Genomic DNA, 21536 nt, shown 5'->3' on the forward strand with positions numbered 1-21536 from the left:
GGCCGGGCGGTGGAAGGTTGCGGGCGCGGCGGGTCAGGCGGCGCGGAAGCGGCGGTCGGGGCCGTCGAGGTGGACCGGGGTGCACATGCCGGACAGGCGGCTCAGCACGCGGTCGCCGACCTTGTCCCGCAGCACCGGCTGGCCGGAGGCCATCCCCGGCATGCGGACCGGCGGCAAGTTCGAGGTGACGATCGTCGGCAGCTGGTTCTGCGCCCGCCAGTTGAGCAGGCGGAAGGTGATCTCCTCGGTCCACTCGCTGCTCTTGGCGGCGCCGAGGTCGTCCAGGAGCAGCAGCGGGATTCGCACGATCCGCCGCAGGAGGTACTCGGGATCGCCGCTGCCCCGGGCCCGCATCTCGCCGAACAGGTCGGCGGCGGTCGTGGCGTGCCAGCGCACCCCGCACCCTGCGGCGGTCAGGGCGCGGATCGCGCCGTACGCCTGGTGCGTCTTGCCGGCGCCGGTCGAGCCCCACAGCAGCAGGCTGTGACCGTGGGTGATCTCCCGCTGCCCAGGCGTCCCGAAGTGCGGGATCAGCGGGCTCGCCGCGTGGCCGACGGCGCTACTGGCGATGGTGCGGACCCACTCGGCTACGGCGGGATGCTCGACCTGGGCCTCGCGGTAGTCGCGCGGGATTCGCAGCTGAGCGGCCTCCAAAGCGGGGATCGCTTCCGGGGTGTCCGCGACCGGGGCGGTGGGGTCGATGCCGCGCTCGGCGAGCTTGCGCCGCATCCAGACCATCGCAGCGTTGTCCGCGGTGGTTTGGGGGTCGGCGAGGCTGGTGCGGTTCACAGGGCGACTCCGAAAGTTCCAGTCGGCTCGGTGGGGTTGAGGTACGGCGTGTAGGCGGGGGATGCGCTGGCCCAGGGCCCCGCGCCGGAGGCGGAGGACGGGCTCGAGCTCGACGACGGCGCTGGCCCGGAGTTGAGGAGTTCGTTGACCAGGCTCGGCAGGACGCTGGGGTTGAGCCCCTTGGCGCGCAGTCGCTCCAGCGCCGGCCTCAGGACGTCGGGGCCGTAGCCCTCGTCCAGCAGCGAGCGGATCTCCTTGCCCAGGTGCCCGAGGACCTTCTTCGGTGGACGCCCTCCGGGGCAGCCGCGCAGGTACTCGGCCATCAAGACCTTTGCCGACCACTCGCTCGCGTCGGCCGCCTCCAGCGCAGTCTCCGGGGAGGAGCCGAGCGCGGGCGCCTCGCGCCCCCTACGGGAAGATCCAGGATCCAAGATCCTAGATCCAGACCGTGAACCCTCAGTGAACGTGGCGCCCGTCACGTCATCTGTTTGGGCTGCACTGCCCTGACATGCGGATTCCCTTGCAGCGCTTGCGAGCGGCGGGTGCCGGGGCGAAGTGGCCTCGGTCTCAGGCTTCGGGGTGACGGTGGCGCGCGTCATAGTGGGCATGGATACGGGCGAATCGGACGGAACGGTTCGCGTGAGCGCTCCGTGAGCGCTCGCGGAGTCGCCTGCGCCGACGGCGCCGACGTGTGCCTCGTGGGCTTCGGGGGGCGGCTGCCGGAGGCTGGCCGCCGTATGGGCCTGGGCGTGGCACTGGGGGCGGTCGCACTCGCCGCACGCCTTCGCCGCCTCGTGGGCCGGGCAGCGGGGCAGTCGCGACTCCGAAGCGCGGTTGATCTTCTGGTGTCGGTCCCAAGTCACGATGTGAAGCCAGGACTTGCCGTCGCAGCCGGTGTACCGGCACACCAGGCCGGCCTCGGCCAGCTGCTCCAGGTCGTGGGCAACGTGGGCGGGGGTGTGCTCCGGGCGCAGCGCCCACAGCCGCCCGGCGATGATGGCGGGGTGGTCGCGGAACCGGCCGGAGTCGTCCGCCTGGGTCAGCAGCCCGAAGAACGTGAGCACCGCGGTGACATCGACGGCGGCAAGGTCCTCGGATTCGAAAGCCTCGGGCTTGATGGTGCGAATGCGTGCCATCAGACCTCACCCCCGCGCCAGAGGCCCGAAAAGGGCGGGTGAGCGGTGTCCGCTGCACAGTCCGCGGCGGCGGCCCGAGGGTCCGGCCTTTCGCGCAGGGGCGTGCCCATGCAAAACTCTCCCTGAGTGATGCCGCAGCCGGTGTGTCCTGTAGGAAGGGCCGGCGCGGTGATGACGGGTCTCTCCGGCCGTTGCCTCGGCTGGAGATGAGACTCTTCGCGTCCGGCGCCCGGGAGTTGCCTTCTCCCGGGCGCCGACTGCATTTACGGACTAGCCGCTTGGTGTGTCCTGCACGCGTTCCTTTCGCCGGTCACCGGGTTGCCTCCCGGTGGGGGACGACGAACATACGCAGACGCCCGCACAAGATCCAGACCTGGCTCTACAAGCCGTGAAAGGTTGTACGTGCCAAGTATTTCGTCGATGCGTCAGGGCGTGCAGGTGTGAGCCGTTGTGTGGCAGCGATGCCCAGGCGTGCTCCGGGCGCGCCAAAAAGGATCTTCAAAAGGGCCCCCACGTTCATGAACCGGCAGGCTGTCGCTCTGTACCGGCTGGTCAGGTTTGGATTTAAGCCCGCAGGCAAAGCCTTCGTCAACGGCATCTCAAGGGCGAATCCACGCGCGTAGATGGATGTGTGGGGCGCGTGAAGGTCGGATGGGGGATCCGAGTAACACCCTTTACCTTCAAGGGTGGTTGGGGGGTTTGCTTCGACTTCCCTGGGGTGGCCGTCGGCGGCGTGAATGGCCATTCGCCCGCTTGCAAGAAAAACCGGCAAGGATTTGCCGCTTTCCTGATCATGGAAAACCGCCGGTGAGGGAATGTCTAGATTCGTCACGGAACGCGGCTGGGCGTTGACGGGTGTGGTTGCACGTTTAACCAACCATCTGTGGTCGAGGCCACAAATTGTGGAAAGCGTTCAACGTCGTCGTATCGTCTTTGTGGGAGACATCCGGCCGGGGGGCCTGCATTCGTGCTGCCCCTCTTTTTTCATGCCCTCGACCGGATGCCGCCCTGGAGACTGCGGAGACAAAGGAAGAGCCTCATGGTTGCTCAGGGGATAGTCCCCTTCGGTGCTGACCACGCCGAGAACAAGGGCGCACACGGCGGAGAAATCGCCGGTCAGTTCATGGGGTTCGGCGGCTGGCTGAAGAGATGGCGCCAGGCGGCGGGGATCACCCAGGCCCCGGTGGCCAAGGCCCTCGGCATGGGGGTCCGGACCTACCGCAACGTGGAGAAGGGGGCCGTCCCGCCCCGATTCACCAAGCCTCAGTGCGAAGCACTCGCGGACCTGCTCGGGCTCGACAAGAGCGAGCGCCACGCCCTGCTGCTGTACAACATCGGCACCACGCTCGACGGTGACCCTCAGATCGATGCCAGTCCGGAGCTGCGCCGGGCGCTTCGCCTCCTGATCGACAGGCAGATGCCCTCGCCCACATACCTCACCGACCGCAACTGGAACATCCTCGCGTACAACGCGGCGATGGCCGAGTGGTGGCCCTGGGTCATGGAGCCGCGTGCCAACCTCATGCGCTGGGCCCTGACGAACCCCGAGGCGCGCACCCAGTACCACGACTGGGACATGCACGCTGCGGCCTACGTCCGCCTGCTGAAGTTCGCCCAGGCCACCCACAAGGACAACACCGAGCTCGTCGACCTAATCGCCGAGGTTCGCCAGAACCCGGACGTCGAGCGGATCTGGCGCACCGAGGCCGATCTGGAAGCCGACCGGGACGGCCACGTTTTCCGGATGATCATCCCCGCCCTGGGCTGGGAGACCGTCGAAGTCGTCTCCCACGTCCTGTACCCGGCGTCGATGCCCCACTGCCGATTCGTAGTGATCACCTGGGTCGAGACCGAGTCCTCGGACGACAAGACCGACGCCCTGGGAGGCAAGCGCAACGCCTGGGCCCATGCTGAGCTCAGCACGCCCGCTCCACAGCCATCGGCCCAGGCCGAAGCCGATGCCGCCCGCCGCCGTGCCGCCCGCGCGCTCACCGCCCGCCTGGTCGTCGACAGCGCCAACGAAGCCGCAGCGCTCGCCGGCCCCGACGGCGTCCCGCTCCCCGCACTCAGTGCGCTGGCCGGTCCGGAGTGCCAGCTCACCCTGTCGCCCGAGAACCACTTCGTGGTGTGGGCCATCCGGGAAGCACCTGGAGAGTGGGGCATCACGCAGCTGGGGGCCGGAGCAGTCATCGACCGCATCCACCAGCCGATCGTCGACCCCCAGGCCCGAGCGGAGCTGAAGCTGCTCCTGCGTGCCTCGCTGCCGAACTCCGTCCAGGCGGCGTTCAGCCGACTAAGTGAGCAGCTGCCCCAGGCGGACCTCCGGGCCACCCTCCTTCGCGAGATCTTCAACGACCTCCAAGCGGGCGAGGAGCTGCCGCACTAGCTGGTGTGGCTAGCTCGTTGACCAAAGCAAGTCACTTACTGTCACGACTGGTGCTGCCTCCGTCTGGGCGCTGGGAGGGCGGGGCGTGGTCGTCCGGACGCAGCGGAAACGTCCGGACGGCCGATCCCCGCAGCCCGTGGGCCTTCGGCACGGAGGGTGCGCCAGCCCCTCCTCGGATCGGCCGGTGCCTCGATGGTGCGGCAGATCCCACAACCCTCAGGAGCCGCTGTGTCTCGACACATCTACGACTGCCCCGTTCGCTGGTCGGACCTCGACGCAAACGGACATCTCAACAGCTCCCGCTACGGCGTCCTCTTGGAAGAGACCCGAATGAGGATGTTCAGCATGCTGGTCCCCCAGGATCCTGCCGAGCGCCTCTCCCGCAACTTCCTCCTGCGCGAGCAGACCATCCGATACCAGCACCCGCTGGACACCTGGGAGACCCCGGTCCGGATCGAAGCCTGGGTGACCGATGTCCGGCGCGTCTCCCTCACCTTCCACTTCGAGGTCAAGGACGACAAGCACGTATACGCCACCGCGACCTCCGTCGTGGCCGGCTACGACTCCATCCGGGGCGGCATCCGCCGCTTCGAGCAGAACGAGCTCGACGTGTTCAACAGCTACGCCGACACGACCCAGGCCGGCGACAACTGACCGGAACGCCCAGACCGTGAATTGATCTTCTTGGCGTCAGCGGGCGGGAACCAGAACCCAACCCAACCCAACCCAACGCTACTGGGGCCGCCCCTGCGTCCTGCTACGAAGCAGCGCATGTGCCATGGAGAGGTCCTCCGGAGTGTCGACCGCGAGACCATCGTCCGCTACAGCGACCATCCGTACGCCGTGGCCGTGTTCGACGAGGCGCAGCATCTCCACGCTTTCGGCTCGCTCCAACGGGCCCTGGGGGAGCTGCTGGAACAAACTGAGGGCCGTTCTTGTGAAGCCGTAGAGCCCGAGCTGCCGCAGGTACCTCGGACGGTCACCGCGCGGGTAAGGGATCGGTTGGCGGGAGAACATGAGCGCGTTGCCCTCGGCGCCTACGGCGACCTTGACGACATTGTGGTTCAGTACCGCGCAGGCGTCGTCCAGCTCCGTGTACGCGTTCACTGCGAGCGTCCCAGGCGGCAGGTGTGTGAGGGCCTCGGAGACAGCGTCGATTGCTGTGGGGGAGACGAACGGCTCGTCGCCCTGGACGTTGATGTAGGCGTCGGCGGGCAGGCGTTCCGCGCACTCCGCGACGCGGTCGGTACCAGTGAGGTGGTTCGCAGTGCGCACGCAGTCGATCCCCAGTTCGTGGCACACCTCCTCGATGCGCTTGTCATCGGTTGCGACCACCGCGCTGTGAAGGCGTCTCGCCTCTACGCAGCGCTGGTGGACGTGCCACAGCAGCGGCTTGTTCCCGAGTTGCGCCAGGGGCTTTCCCGGGAACCGGGTGGATCCCCAGCGGCACGGGATGATGGCAACGTGGCGGCGGGGTGCGGTGCGCGGTGTCGGCGCGGGTGTGCTGGAGGACGGAGGCACGTGGTCACCTGTCGAAGTGGTTGAACCAGACCCTGGCGATGGCCTGGCGGTCGGGCATCGGCATCTCGTGTATGCCGGTGGGGAAGCGGCCGTGGCTGAGCGCCGCGGTGGCGGCGAGAATCTCGGCCTGAACGAGGTGGATGTAGGTGCCGACTGCCGCACCGTGCACGAAGTTGACGGCTCCGCCGTCGGCCAGGACGTAGAAGTACTGGCCCGTGATTTCGTACCGCGTCAGGTGCTCGCCGACCGGGGTGCGCTGATAGAGCCCATGGAGGCTGGCGAGTTCGAGTTCGTCCTCCGAGGACGTCACCGAAGCGAGGTACGCCCCGTTGCGCAGCGCGGCGAAGTCGCCTTGACGGAGGGCTAGATTGCCGGTGGCACAGAGGACGAGTTCCGCGTCCTGGAGTGCCGCGGCCGTCGACGTGCTCGTGCGGAAGCCCTGGGAATGCGCCTGCACTCTCCTGACCGGATCGGTGTCATACACGGTGACGCGGGCGTCCTGCGCACGTAGCGTCTGAGCGATGGCCCGGCCGACCTTACCGAACCCGATCACACAGGCGTTCCGGCTGGTCAGGACGTCGCCGCGGGCGCGTACCAGGGCATCGGTCGAGAAGACGATGGATCGGCCCACGAGGTGGTCCTCGCAGTCCTTGAGCGGGGAGCGGGCGACCGAGACGACGGGGCAGGGCAGGTGGTCGAGTGCGGCGTACCTCTGGTGTCCGTTCTCTGTGTCCTCGACGACACCGAGGATGCGGCCGGAGAACTTCTCCACCAGGGTGTCAAGGCATGGTGCGAAGTAGCCCCCGATGTCCACCAGGACTACGTTCCTGCCGCCGGCGGTGTCCTCCAGGTACTCCAACGCCCTCGTTGCGTCGGTGAACAGCTCTCGGGTCAGGGCATGGACCGTGAAGACACATCGGACGTCCTTCAGCGTCGGCTGGTCGATGGACCTTGGCTTGGGCAGGACAGCGCCGACCGTGGACATCGCCGCCATCGCGCGGAGGAACGCCGGCCGCTCGGAGAGCAAGTGCGTAATGACCAGCGTGGTGATGTTCTCGCCGACGGGGAAGCGTGTCGTGACCTGCCGGAAGAAGGCGTCAAGGCGCGCTCTCTCAGGGCTCTCCACTGCAATGCCTCCTGGTCCTGCCGTCATGCTGCGCGGCCGTATGCGGCGGACTCGGCGGCCAGGGCCTGCATGTGGGCCCGCATGCCGTTGTGAATGTCGACCTGGGGCTGCCAGCCCAGGACCTCATGGGCGCGGCCGGGGTTGGCGCGGGTGGTGAGGACGTCGCCGCTGCGCGGGTTCTCCTGGTGAACTTGGACCTCGCGCCCGGCAAGGCTGTTCGCGATGTTGATCACGTCGAGCAGGGAGGCGCTCGAACCGCCTCCCACGTTGATCACTCCACTGGCCGTCGGGAGGGTGCCCGCGGCGATGGTGGCGGCCACCGCGTCGTCGATGTACGTGAAGTCCCGCCGCTGGTGACCGTCCCCGTACAAGCGCAGCGGTTGGCCGGTCAGGGCGGCCGTGAGAGCGCGGTGCGTGAACATGTCGGGGCGCTGCCGGGGGCCGTACACGGTGAAGTACCGCAGGGCGACGACGCTGGTGGGGCAGTGAGCCTGGGCGGAGTGCGCGAGGCAGAGCTGCTCCTCGGCGAGCTTCGTTACCGCGTACGGGGATGTCGGCTGAGGCCGGTCGGTCTCCACGCTCGCACCGCCGTCGGTGGAGCCGTAGACACTGGAGGAGGAGGCCGCCACCAGCCGGGGAACGCCCATTCGGGTGACGGCGTCCATGACGCGGTGGGTCGCGAGGACGTTGGAGGCGACGTACTCGCCGAACCTCGGTCCCCATGAGGGGCGCACCCCGGGGATCCCCGCCAGGTGGAATACCGCGTTCGCGTCGACGAGAAGCGGATCGATCGCGCAACTGAGGAGGTCGGCGGTGACGTGCATGTACCCCGGAAGCTCCCGCAGGACGGAGAGGTTGGCTGCGGCCGTGCGGTCGGTGGCCGGGTCGCGCCGATCGACGCCGATGACGACGGCGCCGGCCTGGACGAGGGCGTGCGCGAGGTGGGAGCCGATGAAGCCGGCGGCGCCGGTCACCACAGCCCGACGGGGGACAGCGGCGGTCGGGTGGGACAGGTGCTGTGACACGGGTTCTCCAGGAATCCAGGGACGGGGTGGCTTAGGTGAGACGGGCCAGAACCGTCCGGCCGTGGGTGCTGAGGGAGAGGTCGTTCTGCTCATGTCCGCGGACGAGGGAGGTGACGGCCTCGATCGCTCCGAAGGACTCGAGTAGCCGCTGTTCGGTCTCGTTCAGCGGCTTTCCGTATCCGGTGAAGAACGCCGTCCGCAGGTGGGGTGCCGCCTGCCAGCGGCGGAACTCGAGCCGGGCGAAGTCGCGGATGCGGGCGTCGCGGCGCATGTGCTCGAAGTCGCACAGTCCGAAGGCGTCGCCGAGGAGCCAGTTCCGCGGCTGATAGTCGAGGTGGCACACCGCGCTGTCCATGAGCGTGTTCGCCAGGACATCCGCGTTGTGGCTCAGTCGCTCGCGTTCGAGCGTGGAGATGAGGCCTGCCCGGTCCGCGCGAGCGGTCCAGTCACCCAGCCGCTGGGCAAGGTCCGTGCCGACAGCACCCGAGCGCGGTACAGAAGTGGCGTGGTGCAGCTTGCCCAGCACCCGCCCGGCCTCGTAGTGGGCACGCTCCTCATCAGGCGATCCTGGTGCGACGGTATCCGCCCGTACGCCGGGGACAGCGGTGAGGAGCAGGGTGCACGTTCTGTCCTGGCGGCCCACCACGTGGGGCACGTGGCCGGTCAGCTGGGATCCCCAGGTGAGATAGGCGTGCAGCTCCCGGACGTACCGGTCGCGTTCGCTGTGCTGCTTGGCGAAGAACTCGTTGCCGTCGGCGTCGACCAGATGCAGGACGCGGTGCGGGAGCGCCGGCTCGTGCACGATCCGGACCGCCCCGAGCGCGCCCCGGGCCAGGTTCAGGCGCGGGTCGTCGAACTGTGTGATCACGCGGCCGCCTCCCGCGCTAAGGCGGCGAGGTGCTCGGTGTCGTTGTGGCGGTCGAGCATCCACCGCCTCTGTCCGAGCCGGTTGAGGTGGTGCTGCCAGCGGGTGATGGACCCGTGGGAGACCGTGAATCCGGCTGGGGAACCGAGAGGGATTCCCAGGAGCAGGGTGTGCGCGACGATCACTGTCTCGCCGTGCGCGGCAAACAGGACGCGCTCGCCCTCGTGCTGGTCGATGAATTCCTGCAGGAAGCGGCTGGCCCGCTCCAGGTAGCCGTTCCACGTGTCGGATCCAGCAGCCCAGGGCCTGTCCGGGTGGGCATGCGGCCCACCGTCGGCAGCGTCCTTCACCTCTGTCCAGGGCATGCCGTCAGCGGCCCCGTGGGCCGGGCCGTCGAGACGATCGTCGGCGGACACGGGGATGCGAAGGGCCTGGCTGATGATCTCCCCCGTCTGGCGCAGGCGAATGCGAGGGCCGGCGCAAATCGCGTCGAACGGCTTGTCGCGGTGCTCGGCGGCAAGGCGGAGCGCGACTCGCTCGACCTGCACGTATCCGCGGTTGGTCAGCCCGGTGCAGGTGCGCGGGCCTCCCACCAGGCCGTCGAGGTTGCACTGGGCCTCGCCGTGGCGGATGAAGACGAGTTCGGTGGTGATCATGCGGAACCTCGGAGGAAGAGTCGGGGCCAGGCGTAGCGGTAGCCGTTGCGCCCGATGTAAGGAGCGGTCAGTACGGAGTGCAGGGCGAGGAGGTCGTCCAGTCGTTCGCGGTCCGTGGTGCCGAGCCGGGTGGCGTGGCGTTCGGCGGCCTCGTTGTAGGTGAGCAGGGCGGCGTCGATGGCTGGGGCCGGGAGGGGCCCGTACGTCAGGCTCAGCGTCACGATCAGCTTCGCCAGGTCGTAACCCATCGGGGCGAGCGTGAGGTCGTCGGTGTCGACGGTGTAGATGTCGCCGGCCTCGGTGACGATGAAGTTCCGGGGATTGCTGTCTTTGTAGAAGGCAGTTGGCCCCTCGGCAGTCTTCTCCAGCAGCCCGAGCATCGCCTGGACGGCGGTCTGGTCCGGCAGGTGGCCCTGCTCGAGTCTTTTCCGCAGGGCGGTCTGGCGGGGACCGATGTAGTCGTCGAATGCGGTGCCGTCGCGGAATCGGTGTGGGGTGTTCAGCGCGGCCGGTCGGAGGTCGCTGGTCCAGGCGGCTCCATGGGCGTCGCCGAGCAGCGCGGCGAGGGACGGCAGGTCCTCGGGCCGGGCCGGGCGCCCGTCGATCCGCTCGTACGTCAGGCTGGTCGGCCCGACCACCGACAAAGCCGGCAGGCGCAACGGCCGTACGTGCTCGGAGAGCCAAGCGTGGTGGCGGGCTGCGGAGGCTACCGCGCCAGGCGTCTCGTAGTGCTTGGTGAAATGGCGGATCCTCACTGCTGTCCTCCCCGCGCCCGGGCCACGACGAAGGTCACGAGAGACTTGGTGGTGAGAGGCCGGTCCGGCAGAACCTCGTGCAGGGTCGCCGCGAGGGCGCCCGCATTGCCGTACAGGCCGGGGGCCAGGTTGTACTTCGGGTTGGTGGCCAGGTACTCGGCCAGGTGGTCATGGCCGTCGAAGGTGAAGCTGTGTTCTTCGTGCTCCACGACGAGCACATCGAGCGACACAGCGGCTACGTCGGCGAGGTTGCCGCTGTGCACCGAGATGTACAGGCTTTCGTGCTGCTCGGCTCGCCGGTCGAGGCCGACGGCAGCGACCAGCTGGTCCATCTCTCGGTAGCTGTCGAGCCCCTTCGTGACGAGCACGGCCAGACCGCCGGGAGCGAGCGCCCGGTCGATCTCCGCGACTACCGCCTGCGGGCGCGGTGAGTGGTACAGGCAGAACGCGGCGACGACGATGTCGCACGACCCGGCCGGCACGGGGAGACGGTGGAAGTCCCCCTGCATAAAGCTCACCGGGAGGCCGGGTAGCCGCTGGGCGCGCTGGCGGGCGTGCTCGATCAGGGCCGGCGCGGCATCGAGGCCGACGACGCGCCGGGGCTCGAGTTCCTGTGCGAAGGCCAGGCTGCTCGTGCCGCGACCGCAGCCCAGGTCCAGTACCAGGCCCAGACCGTCCGGTCGCTCGTGGTGGTTGCGCACCAACCCGACGATCGTGTCCGGTACGGGCCCCCCGGAGGTCTTCGCCCGCATCAGGGCATTGGACCGGCCGGCCAGTCGAGAGGCGTGCCCGTACAACTCCGTCTGCCGCCCGGGGTCCAGGAAGGGGTTGGTGCCGCTCATGCCGCGCCCTCCACTCGGGGGCGCGGAGTGCTCAGCGGTGCTCGGCGGCGACCTTCCGCAGCCAGCGGTGCGTCCGCCGCCGGTTGGACAGCAGCACCACGTCGGCCCGGCCCGAGGCGAACTCCTCGATCTTGGCCATCACGCGCGGGCGCATCTTGCGGCGGTACGTCGCCACGTACTTGATCACACCCCAGTGGATGCGGTTGTGGACGCCGTTGCCCTTGTGCCCGGCCCCGTGCCGGATCTGCCGGGAGAGGATCCCGTACAGCGCGGCCATGGTCGAGACGTCCATCAGGACCACCGTGTCGCAGGCTTCGAGCCGGATCTGCAGCGTCGAGTTGTAGTTCCCGTCGATCACCCACCTCGGCTGCGAGACGAGCTCCCGCTGCAGGGCGGTGAACTTCTCCGAGGGCAGCTCGTTCCACTCGTCGTCGTAGTACGCGGCGTCCAGGTGGGTGACCGGGGCGTCGAGAATCCTGGCGAGCTCGCGTGCCAGGTACGACTTGCCGCTGCCCCCGCAGCCGACGATGGCGACCTTCTTCATGGTGCTCCAGCGTAGAGGTGCGCGGGTGCTCGGTCGCACCCGACGTTCGAACTGGTTCGGCGATTCCAGACGCCATGGCCTGGGGGGTCAGCTGCGTCATGCCGCTCCCCGTTGCACCGAGACGGGGCCGGCGGTCGTGGCCAGGACGGCTTCCAGCACGTCGGCCTGCCGACTCAGGCGGAACAGGTTCAGGCGGTCCAGGCAAGCCGCGACCAGGTCCGCGTGCTGCTGGGTGCCGGCGATTCGCTGGAAGTGGTTCAGCCGCTCGATCACCTCGCTACCGGAGCTGACGATCAGCTCCTCGGGCACGAAGCGGTCGGCGTGAAGGATGTCGGCAGGGGCGAGCGGGAGGCAGCCGGCCAGCACGGCCTCGAAGATCCGCTGCGTCATCTGCCCGACGGCGGCGTACCGCTCCGGCAGCATGAGCACCGTCGCCAGGGACCTGCCGTACACGGCGGGGACCGCCTCGAACGGGAGCCTGCCGAGGAATCGGACGTGGGGCCAGCGGCTGTTCTTGGTCCACTTGCCCCCGACCAGGTGCTCGAACCGGGCGGCGGCCGGCGCGAAGAAGCGGTCGAAGTGCTCGTCGCGGTCGTACTGGTTGCCGACGTACCCGAGGACGAGGTCCCGGGGTTTCTGGGCGAGGGCGACCGGATCCGCCGAGGCGAGGAGCTGGTCGTCGACCGGGAAGAGCAGGCGGTGGGCGCCCGGTGTCGGTTCGAGAGCGGCCTCGCACACGCTGGTCTGACGGGCGCTCCGCAAGACGCTGTCCAGCGGGAGCTGGCGGTCCTTGTCCCAGAGCACGGTCGGCGTCTTCTTGCGCACGGTGTACCGGTTGACCAGTTCGGCCTGGCGGTGCAGGTCGCAGGTGTGCCCCTCAGTGCCGCACGGGGTGGTGTTGCGCCCGTTGATCGCCCAGCGCCACTCCAGGAACAGGACATCGATGTCCGGGCTGCCGCCGTGGAATGTGTAGGCGTTCCCCAGGTCATCGCCGGCCTCGATCAGGTCCCGGTTGGCCTGCAGGAAGACGATCTCGTGGCCGCGGTCGAGGAGAGCGTCGATCAGTGGGCGGCGGTGGATGCGTCCCCCGTCCGGAGTGTCGGTGATCCCGTTACCGAGGAAACCCCAGAAGCTGTAGCCGATCTTCACTTGGTGATCCACCGGCCTTCCAGCAGCAGGGCATCCAGCCCGGAGTTGACCAGGCAGTCCAGCGCCATCTCCGGTGTCCCGCAGATCGGCTTGCCCTTGACGTTGAGCGAGGTGTTGATCAGCACGGGTACCCCGGTGCGGAGGGCGAAGGCGCTCAGCACGTCGTGCATGAACGCGTTCTGCGACCGGGCGACGGTCTGGAGCCGGGATGTTCCGTTGGCGTGCACGATGGCCGGCACGCGTTCGCGCGCCTTGTCGGTCACGCCGGACGCCATCGACATGTACGGGGCTTCCTGACCGAGGGTGAAGAACTCCCCGGCACGTTCGGCCAGGACCATGGGGGCGAAGGGGCGGAACGGCTCCCGGAACTTCACGGTGGCGTTCAACCGCTCGACGACCCCGGGCTCCAGGGGGGAGGCGAGGATCGAACGGTTCCCCAGGGCGCGGGGGCCCGCCTCGACCTGGCCCTGGAAGAGGCCGACGATCATTCCGTGGGCGAGCTGGTCGGCGAGGAACTCTGCAGTCTCGACGCCCAGCGTCTTCTGCTGGAGATCGGGCCACGGCGTGAGGTCGAGGGCCTGGTTCTGGAACGACGGTCCGAGGTAGCAGGCCCGGGCGACGCCGGACACGGGCCGCCGGCTGCGGCTGCCGGTGTGCACGGCGATGGCGGCTCCGATCGCGGTGCCGGCGTCGCCCGGGGCGGGCGGGACGAACACCTCGTCGAAGATGCCCTCCTCGATGATCCGGCCGATGCCCACGCAGTTCGTGGCGACTCCACCGCCGACACACAGACGGCGCGATCCGCTGATCATTCCCGCCCGGCGGGCCAGGTGCACCATTACCTGCTCGGTGCGCTCCTGGAGGGCTGCGGCCAGATCCCGGTGGACGTTTTGAAGCGGCTCGCTCGGGTGACGCTCGGGGCACGTCTCGGTGATGAAACGCCGGGAGGTCCGCGGGTAGCCCGAGGTCAGTACGCGTGGCGGGAAGTATCCGGGGTCCACCACGAACCCCGTCGGCGTGGTGCACACAGCCCGGGCGAACAGGTGCCGGAACCGCTCCGGGTCGCCGAGGGCGGCGAGTGCCATCACTGTGCCCTCCTCATCACCGCGACGCCATCCGAGGTGCTCCGTGACCGCGCCGTACACGTAACCCAGCGAGGCGGGGTCGTTGATCGCCTGCAGGGTGCGGACGGAGGGGCGGAGCGCGTCGTGCCCGCGGGCGATTGTCGTGGTCTGCCGCTCGCCAAGGCTGTCGACGACGAGCACGGCCGACTCGTTCCACCCGGAAGCGGCGAACGCCGCAAGCTGGTGGGCCCGGTGGTGCAGGACAGGGAGGACGCGGGCGGAGGGGAACCGCCGGCCGAGCGCGCGCGTGCGCAGTTGGGTTCGCAGTGCCACCTTGGCGAAGCCGCGAGCCCTCGGCAGCGCCCGGTCGCGCGTCGCCGGAGACAACGCCAGGCGAAGGGCCGCCGACGACTCGGCGAGGTAGTGGGCGGGCTGGAAGTTGTAGGCCACCGCGTCGATGTCCGCGGCGGTGAGCCCGGCCTCTCCCAGCAGCCAATCGACAGCGTGGTGGGGATAGTCCTTGGTGTGCTTCTGCTGAGAGAGCCGCTCCTCCTCGACGAAGCCGATCAGCTCCCCGTCCACGAGTAGGGCGGTGGAGGAGTCGTGCGTGAAGGAGCACAGGCCGAGGATGACCGAGGGCGCCCGGTTCGTGGCCGCCATCACCGCGTCCCCGCCGACTCGAGCGTGGTGGAGGTGTGGGCACGGTGGTTCAGCTCGCCGTACCAGGCGGTCAGCGCCTCGCCCAGCGGGCCGTCGGTCTTGTCGGCGACCCGCCACGCCTGGTCACGGGAGCCGTCCTTCCACAGGCGGTAGCTGTGGAGTGTGGCTGCCATCGTGTCCCAGCCCGGGTGGCCGGTCACGTCCCGCGCCACGACCTGGTCGAGGAGGCCGTCGAAGCCCCGCCATGGGGTGGTGAGGTCCGGCATGATCGAGCTCGCGGTGACCGAGCTCAGCTGCTCGGCTTGGTCCAGGTGGTCGTCGTAGATGTGCAGCGATCCCACGTGGTGGTGGAACTCGCCCAGCTCAGCGTCGAGCCAGCCCGCGACCAGCTCGTGCAGCACGGTGTAGAAGAACAGGTCGTACGGCATGCCGATCCACACGTCCTGACCACGCATCGTGGTCGACATGTGCAGGCGGCCGGCACGCAGGTAGAAGCGAAAGCCCAGCGTGCAGGGCACGTCCTTGTGCCCGGCGGCGTCCTGGGCCGGGTCGTAGAGCTGGATCAGCGCCCGGCGGGAGTCGGGGTCCTCCTTCAGGATCTCGACGACGCGGCTCAGCTGATCCACGCTGCCCGACCAGTTCCGCATCCGCGGTCCGTACGCACCCCGCAGGACACCGTCGTCGGCGTACTGCCGCAGACGCGCGTTGTAGTCGAAGATCCACGGGGCGTCCGAGCCGGAGAGGTGCCACACCGTCTCCGCCACGGCGAACGCGGGGTTGATGACGCGCACCGGCGGCGCGGACAGTAGGCGGGCCCGCGGCTGGGTCAGTCGCATATGGACGTCGAGGACCTCACGGGTCGCCATGCCGCGCGGGCTGACCCTCTCGCCGCTCTTGGCCAGGGCGACAGCGCCGACGAAGAGTTCGGCGACGCTGTCGGCGGTCAGGTGTGTCATCGGGCGGTTGCTCCTTCGCCTTGCGGCAGTTCGGACTCGGTGCCGCGGGCATCGTGATGGGCGTGGTGGGAGTGCGTGGAACGGCCGTCGTTGCGGCGGGTGATGAGGCGCGCGACCTGGGTGGCGCTGTCGCCGCGCCACCGGCACACCGTGTCCGTCGCGGCCGGGTCTTCAGGCGGGCGCCTTCCGCGCAAGGCGGTGAGGGCTTTGGTGACGTCATCGGAGGTGCTGCACCGCCGTGCGAGGCCGTGCTCGGAGAGTCCGAGCGTGCGCTCGCCAGGCGACCCGATTTCGAGCACCGGAACCCCCACCAGGGCGGCTTCGATGCCACACGTCGAATAGGCGCTCGCCAGGGCATCGGCACCGGCGAGGCAGCCGCGAGCTCCGACCCGGGGATCGGCGACGGCGACGAGCGGCCGGCCATCCCGTTCGAGTAGAGGGGCGAAGACGTCCAGGCTCTGCGCAGGGTGCGGCGCGATGACGAGGCCCCAGCTGTCGCCGGCCTTCCACAGGCCGTCCAGGAGGAGATCCGCCTGCGCTTTGAGCCGGTCAGGTCCGAAGGGCTGGCAGGCCCACACGGCGATACGGCTAGGTCCTGGGCCAAGGGTGGGTGCCAGGAGTGTCTCCAGATAGCGCCGCTGGGCCTGGATGTCGAGCTCGGCGAGCGCGTCGAAGCGGGGCTGGCCCAGGGCATGGACTTCGGCATCAGGGTGGCGGGCCCACGCCCTGGCGAGAGGGAGATCCCGTTCACCCATGACGACGATGTCCCGGCTGTGCAGCGCGGGCCATGCGACCGACTCGGCCGTCCAGGCCCCGTGCTGGATATGCACGGTGTTCGCGCCATGGCGCTCTGCCGCATGGACAGCCAACGCACCAAGTGGGCTGGTGTCGTTGCTGACGAGGACGGTGTGCGGCCGGGTTGCGGCGAGAACGCCGTCCAGCCAAGTCTCCGCCTGGATCACGGAGCGCCACGAGGGCTGGGTGCACCCGCCGCTCGTCTCCAGTAGTACGGACACGAGACGGACCAGACGGGCCAGCTGCACCTCGTGCTCGTCGACCCGGACGATGCGCCCGTCGTCCCGCGCTCGCAGACCGGCCACAGCGCCGGAGAGGTCGAAGAGACCGGCCGGGGGCGAGCACAGGTTCACCCCCGCGACTCCCGAAGCCGGGCACTTCTCCGCCGGGTCGGTCGCCAGGTCCACCACGAGGCTCGGGGACCCCTCTCGGGCCAGTTCCCCCAGCACCGGCAGGAGAGTGTCGGCGTGACGGGAAGACCACGACAATGCCACCACCTCGCTCCGCGGCAGCTCCGAGGGGGCCGGGCTCGGTGCCGCTACGGCTACTGGGCGGGGAGGGAGGTTACGTAACTGAGGGGAACGGCGGGGGTTGCGGGGGGCCGCGGCTCCGAGCAGGTAGGCGATGCCCGACCAGGTGACGGTGTACGCGCGGTACTCGCGGGAGCTGCTCGACCGCAGCCCGACGAGTCCTTCGTGCGGCGCGGACCTCAGCGGACCGGGGGCCTTCACGAACGGCTCCCAGGCGCTGAGCGCAGCCAGCTTGCGGACGACCTGCGTGACCAGGCGCCGCGTTGGCACGTGCTGGACGTACGACCACCCCGCGCCACCTGGCGTCCTGGTCAAATCAGCGCCGTACGCTTCGAGGGACTCCATCACCTGGTCCACCCGCGCTCCGGCTGATGCCGGTTCGACGGGCAAGGCCTCCAGCTCGGACGTGGTGATCCGGTCGGACTTCATGGTCGCGAGAGCGCCCTCGCCGACCAGTGCCCACAGGGGCTTGCCAGCTGACTCTGCCCGGGCGATGCCGAGGGTCGTGCGCTTCGGCGGTGTCATACCGTGCTCCCTTCGAGGAGCGGCCCGGCGTCCATGAGACGCAGCAGGTCCTTCGGGGATTCGGCGACGACGGGGGCCGGGCGGCCCGGGGCGCCGTAGCCCCAGGCCGCGTGTACGTACGGGACGCCCGCGCGGCGCGCGGCCTCCTGGTCGACCGCCATGTCGCCGATGTACAGCGCATCGGCCGGGTCGGCGCCGAGGTCGATGAGGGCGAGCAGGATCGGGTCCGGCGCGGGTTTGCCCCGGCCGACCCCGTTCGGAGTGCGCACCGTGGCGAACGGAACGCCGAGCTGGGCCAGGAGCGGGGCAGCGCGGTTCAAAGGCTTCGAGGTGACGATCCCCAGCCGCCACTCGGCAGAGGCGAAGGCGTGCAGGACTTCCGCGACGCCGTCGAACTGTCGGGCGAGATGGGACGCGGCTGTCGACGCCTGGGAGTACGTCTGGTGAATCGCCTCGGCGTCTGCGAGCCCGAGCTGGTCCATGATGTCGGCGAAGGGCCGACCCAGGTGACGCTCGTACATCTCGAAGGGCACGTTGAGGCCGTGGCCCTTCTGGACCTGCTGCCAGGCGTTCTCCATGACGGGGCGGGTGTCGACGAGCACGCCGTCCAGATCGAGCAGGAGCACGCGCAGGGGCGTGAGCCGAGAAGGCATGAGTGATCTCCAAGGGCAGGGGCTCAGGGGGTTACGGGGGACTCCGCGCGCTTGATGAAGGCGATCACCCGCTTTCCGCTGCCGTCCTTCAGGGGGCAGGCCGTCCACACGTCGGCCATCGCCGACACGAGGCACAGGCCGCGCCCGCTGCTGGCGTAGAGCGAGGGAATACGCGGCACCGGCGGCTGCGGGGACTTGTCCTCCACCTCGATCCCCACGACGCCCGCCTGCAGGGCGAGCGTCAGCGTGATCTCATCGACGGGCTCGCAGTCCGCAACAGGGGTGAGGACGCAGCCGGCGTCGGGAGTCCGGCCGTGCCGCTCGGCGTTGGTGGTGAGCTCGCTGACGATCAGTACGGCCTGGTCGAGGAGGTCTCCGGCACCCCACGCCGTCAGAGCGTTGCGGGTGAAGGACCGGGCCCTGCCCGGCGCCCTGTCGTTGGCGGCCAGCCGCAGGCTCGTCTGTTGCTCGGGGGCGTCAATTACGCTGCCCAGGCTCGTGATTCCGTCCATGCTCGCCCTCTCGCAGCTCGTGCCTGCGCCCGTGGTGGGCTCGATCGGCCGTCTAGTCGGAGCACTTGAAGCGGTGGAGGTTCTGCAGCTGAAGTGCCGCCGCCGACGGGTGGTTCTCGCGCTGTGCGCCGCCGCTACCCGGAACGGGTCGGAGGCAGTCGTCAGGCGTCTGGCTGGTCTTCACCGGTCTCCTCCCGAGCGAGGGCAGTTGGTGGTTTCGTTGACCAAGAGCGAACCGTGAATCACACCGCGGCGGTATCTCCGGACGGCAACCGAGGCCGTCAAACCCGTCAAAGATCGTTTTCGTGAACCGAGGTAGACGATGGCGCGCGAGCGAAACGTGAAGCTGGCCGACGCGATCGCGGAAACCGGCTGGTCGCAGCCGAAGGTGGCGGCCGCCTTCGTGAGGGTCGCGGCTGAGGTCGGTGCGCAGGAATTGCTGGGAACGAGCCGCTCGCACGTCGCCATGTGGGTGGCAGGCACCCAGCCCTCCGGTAGAGCGCCCTCTATCTTGTGCGAGACGTTGTCTCGTCGGCTTCAACGCCCCGTCACCGCAGTCGAAATCGGGCTCTCCTTAACGGACATGGGTGCGGCCGCGGCATCCGAGTGGCACGTCGATACGCTGACTGCGCTGGTAGACCTTGGGAGAAGCGACGTGGACCTCGAACGCCGCCGGCTGCTGGTCGGTGCCGCCTACTCGGTGGGCGGCCTGACCCTGCCTGGACAGCAGTGGTGGGACGAGGCCCCTCAGCGGGCGGAGTCCCGGCAGGCCGCGACGAGCCGCCGGGTTGGGGCCGCAGAGGTCAGCGCCGTACGTGAGATGACGGAGTTCTTCTCTCGGCGAGACCAGCGACACGGCGGCATGGACGGCCGCACGGCTCTCTACCAGTACCTTGTCGATGATGTCGCCAGATACATCGGCGGGGTGTTCACCAGCGACGACACTCGCCGCGCACTCCTCGCCGCTGCCTCAGAGGCGGTGTACGTCGCTGGCTGGATGAGCTTCGATGCCTCCCACCACGAAGCCGGGCGGCGCTACTTCACCCTGGCTCTCAAGCTCGCGGCCGAAGCCGACGACGCTCCGCTCGCCGGCCATATCCTGCGGGCGATGGCTCACCAGGCAACGGACCTCGGCCACCCGCAGACTGCTGTCGACCTCGCCACGGCCTCCGTCGAACGCAAGCGGTATACGTTGGCGACACCCCGCGAGAGGGCACTGCTCGGTGTGGTGCAAGCACGCAGCCTTGCCGCCGATGGGCAGAAACGGGCCGCGATCGCAGCACTCCTGCGGGCCGAGGATGACCTTGCTGCGGCGGGCGCCGGTGACGAGGATCCGAGTCGGGTGTGGTTCTTCCAGCGGGCATCCCTAGCTCACGAGACCGCGCGCACCCTGTGGACGCTCGGCGATCTCGACGGAGCGCTCCGAGAGTTCAACAACAGCGTGCTTACGCGGAAGGCCGACACCTTCAGCCGTACCCATGCGGTGACGTTGGGCTACATGGGCACGCTGCAGGCCCGCAAGGGCAACGTCGAGGCCGCGTGCATGACGTGGGCACAGGCGCTGGACGCGATGGAAGGCGTGCAGTCGGGCCGAGTGCGTGAGGCCGCCGTGAACATGCGAAGGGTGCTGTCCCCCTTCCGTAACCGGGGGATCAGCGCGGCGGCGGAGATCGACGAGCGCGCCAAGGCCGTACTCGAACGAGTAGCCTGACGGCGCCATGGTGGTGAAGGCGGACGTCCAGTGGTCGACCGCCTTGCTGTGTCGCGAGCGGAGAAGGGGGAAGGCGTGTCCGCAAAGTCCATCGAGGTGCCGGTGATCGCCGACGTGGTCGGAGGCCACAAGGGGCGACTTGACGACTTCAAGGGCGGTGTGGAGTCGATCATTCGCCTGCGCCCGGAGTACCCGGTGGAGACGCTGCAGGGGATCGAGGAGTTCTCCCACCTCCAGGTCACCTGGTTCTTCAACTTCGGCTCTCCCGACGACGTTGCTCTCCACGCCCGCAGTCCGCGCGACAATCCGGCGTGGCCGGCGACGGGCACCTTCGTGCACCACAACCACCGGCGCCCGGCCCGGCTCGCGACGTCGTTCCCGCGGCTGCTCCGCATCGACGGGCGAGACCTGCACGTCACCGACCTCGACGCCGACGAGGGCACCCTGGTAGTGGACCTGGTGGCCGTCTTCGAGGAATTCCTGCCGAGGGGCGCCGTCACGCAGCCCGCGTGGCCCGGGGAGATGCTGGAGGACTACTGGAAGGACGCCGCCGAACGCTGACCCGGTGCGCTGATGTCCGGCTCGCCTGGGGGAGTTGATGCTGGCGCCCTGACAGCCGGAGGTCTCGCGCCGCAGAGCACCGTCCAGCGCCCTTCCAGGGTCTTGCCGTGTAGAAGGTGCGGCTCGACTTTGGTCTCTCGCCGACTCCGCCAGCGTGACTCCATCGTCAGTGCCGCCTGCGCAGCGGTCGTTCTGCTCATCCTCGGACCGTTGCTGACCCGTACCCCTGCTGGCCTCCTCGCCGCGAGCGTCGCCTACACCGTCGTCCGCCTGATCGAGCTGGGCCAGTTCCGGCCTGCGGCCTCCCGCTCTGCGGACTCCTCCTGGCCCTCGGCTGAGTCCCGGCGCCCTCATGCTCGGCGTCCTGGTCGCCGTGGCCCTCTCCGTCATCGAACTCCTCGCCAGTGTCGCCCGCCCGCACGACGCCTCCTGGCCGCGGTCGACGCCCAGGCCGAGACCATTCGCTGGTTCGTCCTGACATGGAGTCCAACGTCGAATTAGGGCCGCTGCCAATTTGATTTCCAAGAGTCATGGATTTGGTCGTCGACGGGCCCGCGTAGCAGGCAGTCGTGCCTCCGAGACCAGATCGCTCACGGCAGACGGCGACGGGCCCAACAGGACTGGAACATCTCGCAGGTGCATGTCAATCTACAACCTCGCCGATCATCCGTCGTTCCAGGGCGCTCTGCATTACGCCACCGCGTCGTAGTCCAAGGAGGGCAGCTGCTTGAGAATCCTGTTCGTGCGCTCAGAGGTCCAGGTTGCCGGCCTTGTA

General features: G+C 69.0%; 20 protein-coding genes. 4 read left to right on the forward strand and 16 right to left on the reverse strand.

What is annotated here, in order from left to right; genetic code table 11:
* Nucleotides 1-33: 33 nt before the first annotated feature.
* The gene (locus tag ACIGFK_RS14705; protein ID WP_400052096.1) at nucleotides 34-738 is read right to left on the reverse strand and encodes an ATP-binding protein; all 705 of its coding nucleotides are present in this window, start codon (nucleotides 736-738) and stop codon (nucleotides 34-36) included.
* Between the two features lie 47 nt (nucleotides 739-785).
* Nucleotides 786-1925: a hypothetical protein gene (locus ACIGFK_RS14710; RefSeq protein WP_400051967.1), complete on the reverse strand. Its 1140-nt coding sequence runs from the start codon at nucleotides 1923-1925 to the stop codon at nucleotides 786-788.
* A gap of 1039 nt (nucleotides 1926-2964) precedes the next feature.
* Here ACIGFK_RS14710 and ACIGFK_RS14715 point away from each other — a divergent pair.
* Nucleotides 2965-4311 carry a helix-turn-helix transcriptional regulator gene (locus tag ACIGFK_RS14715; protein WP_400051969.1) on the forward strand — a complete coding sequence of 449 codons (1347 nt, stop codon included), beginning with the start codon at nucleotides 2965-2967 and terminating at the stop codon, nucleotides 4309-4311.
* Between the two features lie 192 nt (nucleotides 4312-4503).
* A complete protein-coding gene (locus tag ACIGFK_RS14720; protein ID WP_400052097.1) occupies nucleotides 4504-4965 on the forward strand; it encodes an acyl-CoA thioesterase in 462 nt (153 codons plus the stop codon).
* Between the two features lie 78 nt (nucleotides 4966-5043).
* Here the strand turns inward: ACIGFK_RS14720 and ACIGFK_RS14725 are convergent, their stop codons facing one another.
* The 14 genes from ACIGFK_RS14725 to ACIGFK_RS14790 form a co-directional block, all read right to left on the reverse strand.
* The gene (locus tag ACIGFK_RS14725; protein ID WP_400051970.1) at nucleotides 5044-5832 is read right to left on the reverse strand and encodes a 3-deoxy-manno-octulosonate cytidylyltransferase; all 789 of its coding nucleotides are present in this window, start codon (nucleotides 5830-5832) and stop codon (nucleotides 5044-5046) included.
* A gap of 4 nt (nucleotides 5833-5836) precedes the next feature.
* The gene (locus ACIGFK_RS14730; RefSeq protein WP_400051972.1) at nucleotides 5837-6958 is read right to left on the reverse strand and encodes an adenosylhomocysteinase; all 1122 of its coding nucleotides are present in this window, start codon (nucleotides 6956-6958) and stop codon (nucleotides 5837-5839) included.
* Between the two features lie 23 nt (nucleotides 6959-6981).
* Nucleotides 6982-7983 carry an NAD-dependent epimerase/dehydratase family protein gene (locus tag ACIGFK_RS14735; RefSeq protein WP_400051974.1) on the reverse strand — a complete coding sequence of 334 codons (1002 nt, stop codon included), beginning with the start codon at nucleotides 7981-7983 and terminating at the stop codon, nucleotides 6982-6984.
* Between the two features lie 31 nt (nucleotides 7984-8014).
* Complete coding sequence (locus ACIGFK_RS14740; protein ID WP_400051976.1) at nucleotides 8015-8851, reverse strand: phosphotransferase; 837 nt, start codon at nucleotides 8849-8851, stop codon at nucleotides 8015-8017.
* On the reverse strand, nucleotides 8848-9504 hold the full coding sequence (locus ACIGFK_RS14745; protein ID WP_400051977.1) for a histidine phosphatase family protein: 657 nt from the start codon (nucleotides 9502-9504) through the stop codon (nucleotides 8848-8850). Before ACIGFK_RS14745 ends, ACIGFK_RS14740 begins: the two co-directional genes overlap by 4 nt.
* Complete coding sequence (locus tag ACIGFK_RS14750) at nucleotides 9501-10259, reverse strand: phosphotransferase (protein ID WP_400051979.1); 759 nt, start codon at nucleotides 10257-10259, stop codon at nucleotides 9501-9503. Before ACIGFK_RS14750 ends, ACIGFK_RS14745 begins: the two co-directional genes overlap by 4 nt.
* Nucleotides 10256-11101 carry a class I SAM-dependent methyltransferase gene (locus ACIGFK_RS14755; RefSeq protein WP_400051980.1) on the reverse strand — a complete coding sequence of 282 codons (846 nt, stop codon included), beginning with the start codon at nucleotides 11099-11101 and terminating at the stop codon, nucleotides 10256-10258. Before ACIGFK_RS14755 ends, ACIGFK_RS14750 begins: the two co-directional genes overlap by 4 nt.
* A 31-nt stretch (nucleotides 11102-11132) precedes the next feature.
* Nucleotides 11133-11645 carry a topology modulation protein gene (locus ACIGFK_RS14760; protein WP_400051982.1) on the reverse strand — a complete coding sequence of 171 codons (513 nt, stop codon included), beginning with the start codon at nucleotides 11643-11645 and terminating at the stop codon, nucleotides 11133-11135.
* Between the two features lie 96 nt (nucleotides 11646-11741).
* Nucleotides 11742-12806, reverse strand: coding sequence for a hypothetical protein (locus ACIGFK_RS14765; protein ID WP_400051984.1), 1065 nt, complete (start codon nucleotides 12804-12806; stop codon nucleotides 11742-11744).
* Nucleotides 12791-14518, reverse strand: coding sequence for a carbamoyltransferase (locus ACIGFK_RS14770; RefSeq protein ID WP_400051986.1), 1728 nt, complete (start codon nucleotides 14516-14518; stop codon nucleotides 12791-12793). Before ACIGFK_RS14770 ends, ACIGFK_RS14765 begins: the two co-directional genes overlap by 16 nt.
* On the reverse strand, nucleotides 14518-15474 hold the full coding sequence (locus ACIGFK_RS14775; protein ID WP_400051988.1) for a thymidylate synthase: 957 nt from the start codon (nucleotides 15472-15474) through the stop codon (nucleotides 14518-14520). The genes ACIGFK_RS14770 and ACIGFK_RS14775 overlap by 1 nt, the downstream gene beginning before the upstream one ends.
* Nucleotides 15471-17324 carry a hypothetical protein gene (locus ACIGFK_RS14780; protein WP_400051990.1) on the reverse strand — a complete coding sequence of 618 codons (1854 nt, stop codon included), beginning with the start codon at nucleotides 17322-17324 and terminating at the stop codon, nucleotides 15471-15473. Before ACIGFK_RS14780 ends, ACIGFK_RS14775 begins: the two co-directional genes overlap by 4 nt.
* Complete coding sequence (locus tag ACIGFK_RS14785; RefSeq protein WP_400051992.1) at nucleotides 17321-17977, reverse strand: HAD family hydrolase; 657 nt, start codon at nucleotides 17975-17977, stop codon at nucleotides 17321-17323. The genes ACIGFK_RS14780 and ACIGFK_RS14785 overlap by 4 nt, the downstream gene beginning before the upstream one ends.
* Nucleotides 17978-18000: 23 nt before the next feature.
* Complete coding sequence (locus ACIGFK_RS14790; protein WP_400051993.1) at nucleotides 18001-18489, reverse strand: ATP-binding protein; 489 nt, start codon at nucleotides 18487-18489, stop codon at nucleotides 18001-18003.
* A 322-nt stretch (nucleotides 18490-18811) separates the two neighbouring features.
* Between ACIGFK_RS14790 and ACIGFK_RS14795 the strand changes: the two genes are divergently transcribed.
* Nucleotides 18812-20200 carry a Tat pathway signal protein gene (locus ACIGFK_RS14795; RefSeq protein ID WP_400051995.1) on the forward strand — a complete coding sequence of 463 codons (1389 nt, stop codon included), beginning with the start codon at nucleotides 18812-18814 and terminating at the stop codon, nucleotides 20198-20200.
* A 75-nt stretch (nucleotides 20201-20275) separates the two neighbouring features.
* Complete coding sequence (locus ACIGFK_RS14800; RefSeq protein WP_389411224.1) at nucleotides 20276-20761, forward strand: TrmO family methyltransferase; 486 nt, start codon at nucleotides 20276-20278, stop codon at nucleotides 20759-20761.
* Nucleotides 20762-21536: the final 775 nt, after the last annotated feature.

The organism is Streptomyces sp. NPDC085524 (genome assembly GCF_044541755.1).
Classification (GTDB): domain Bacteria; phylum Actinomycetota; class Actinomycetes; order Streptomycetales; family Streptomycetaceae; genus Streptomyces.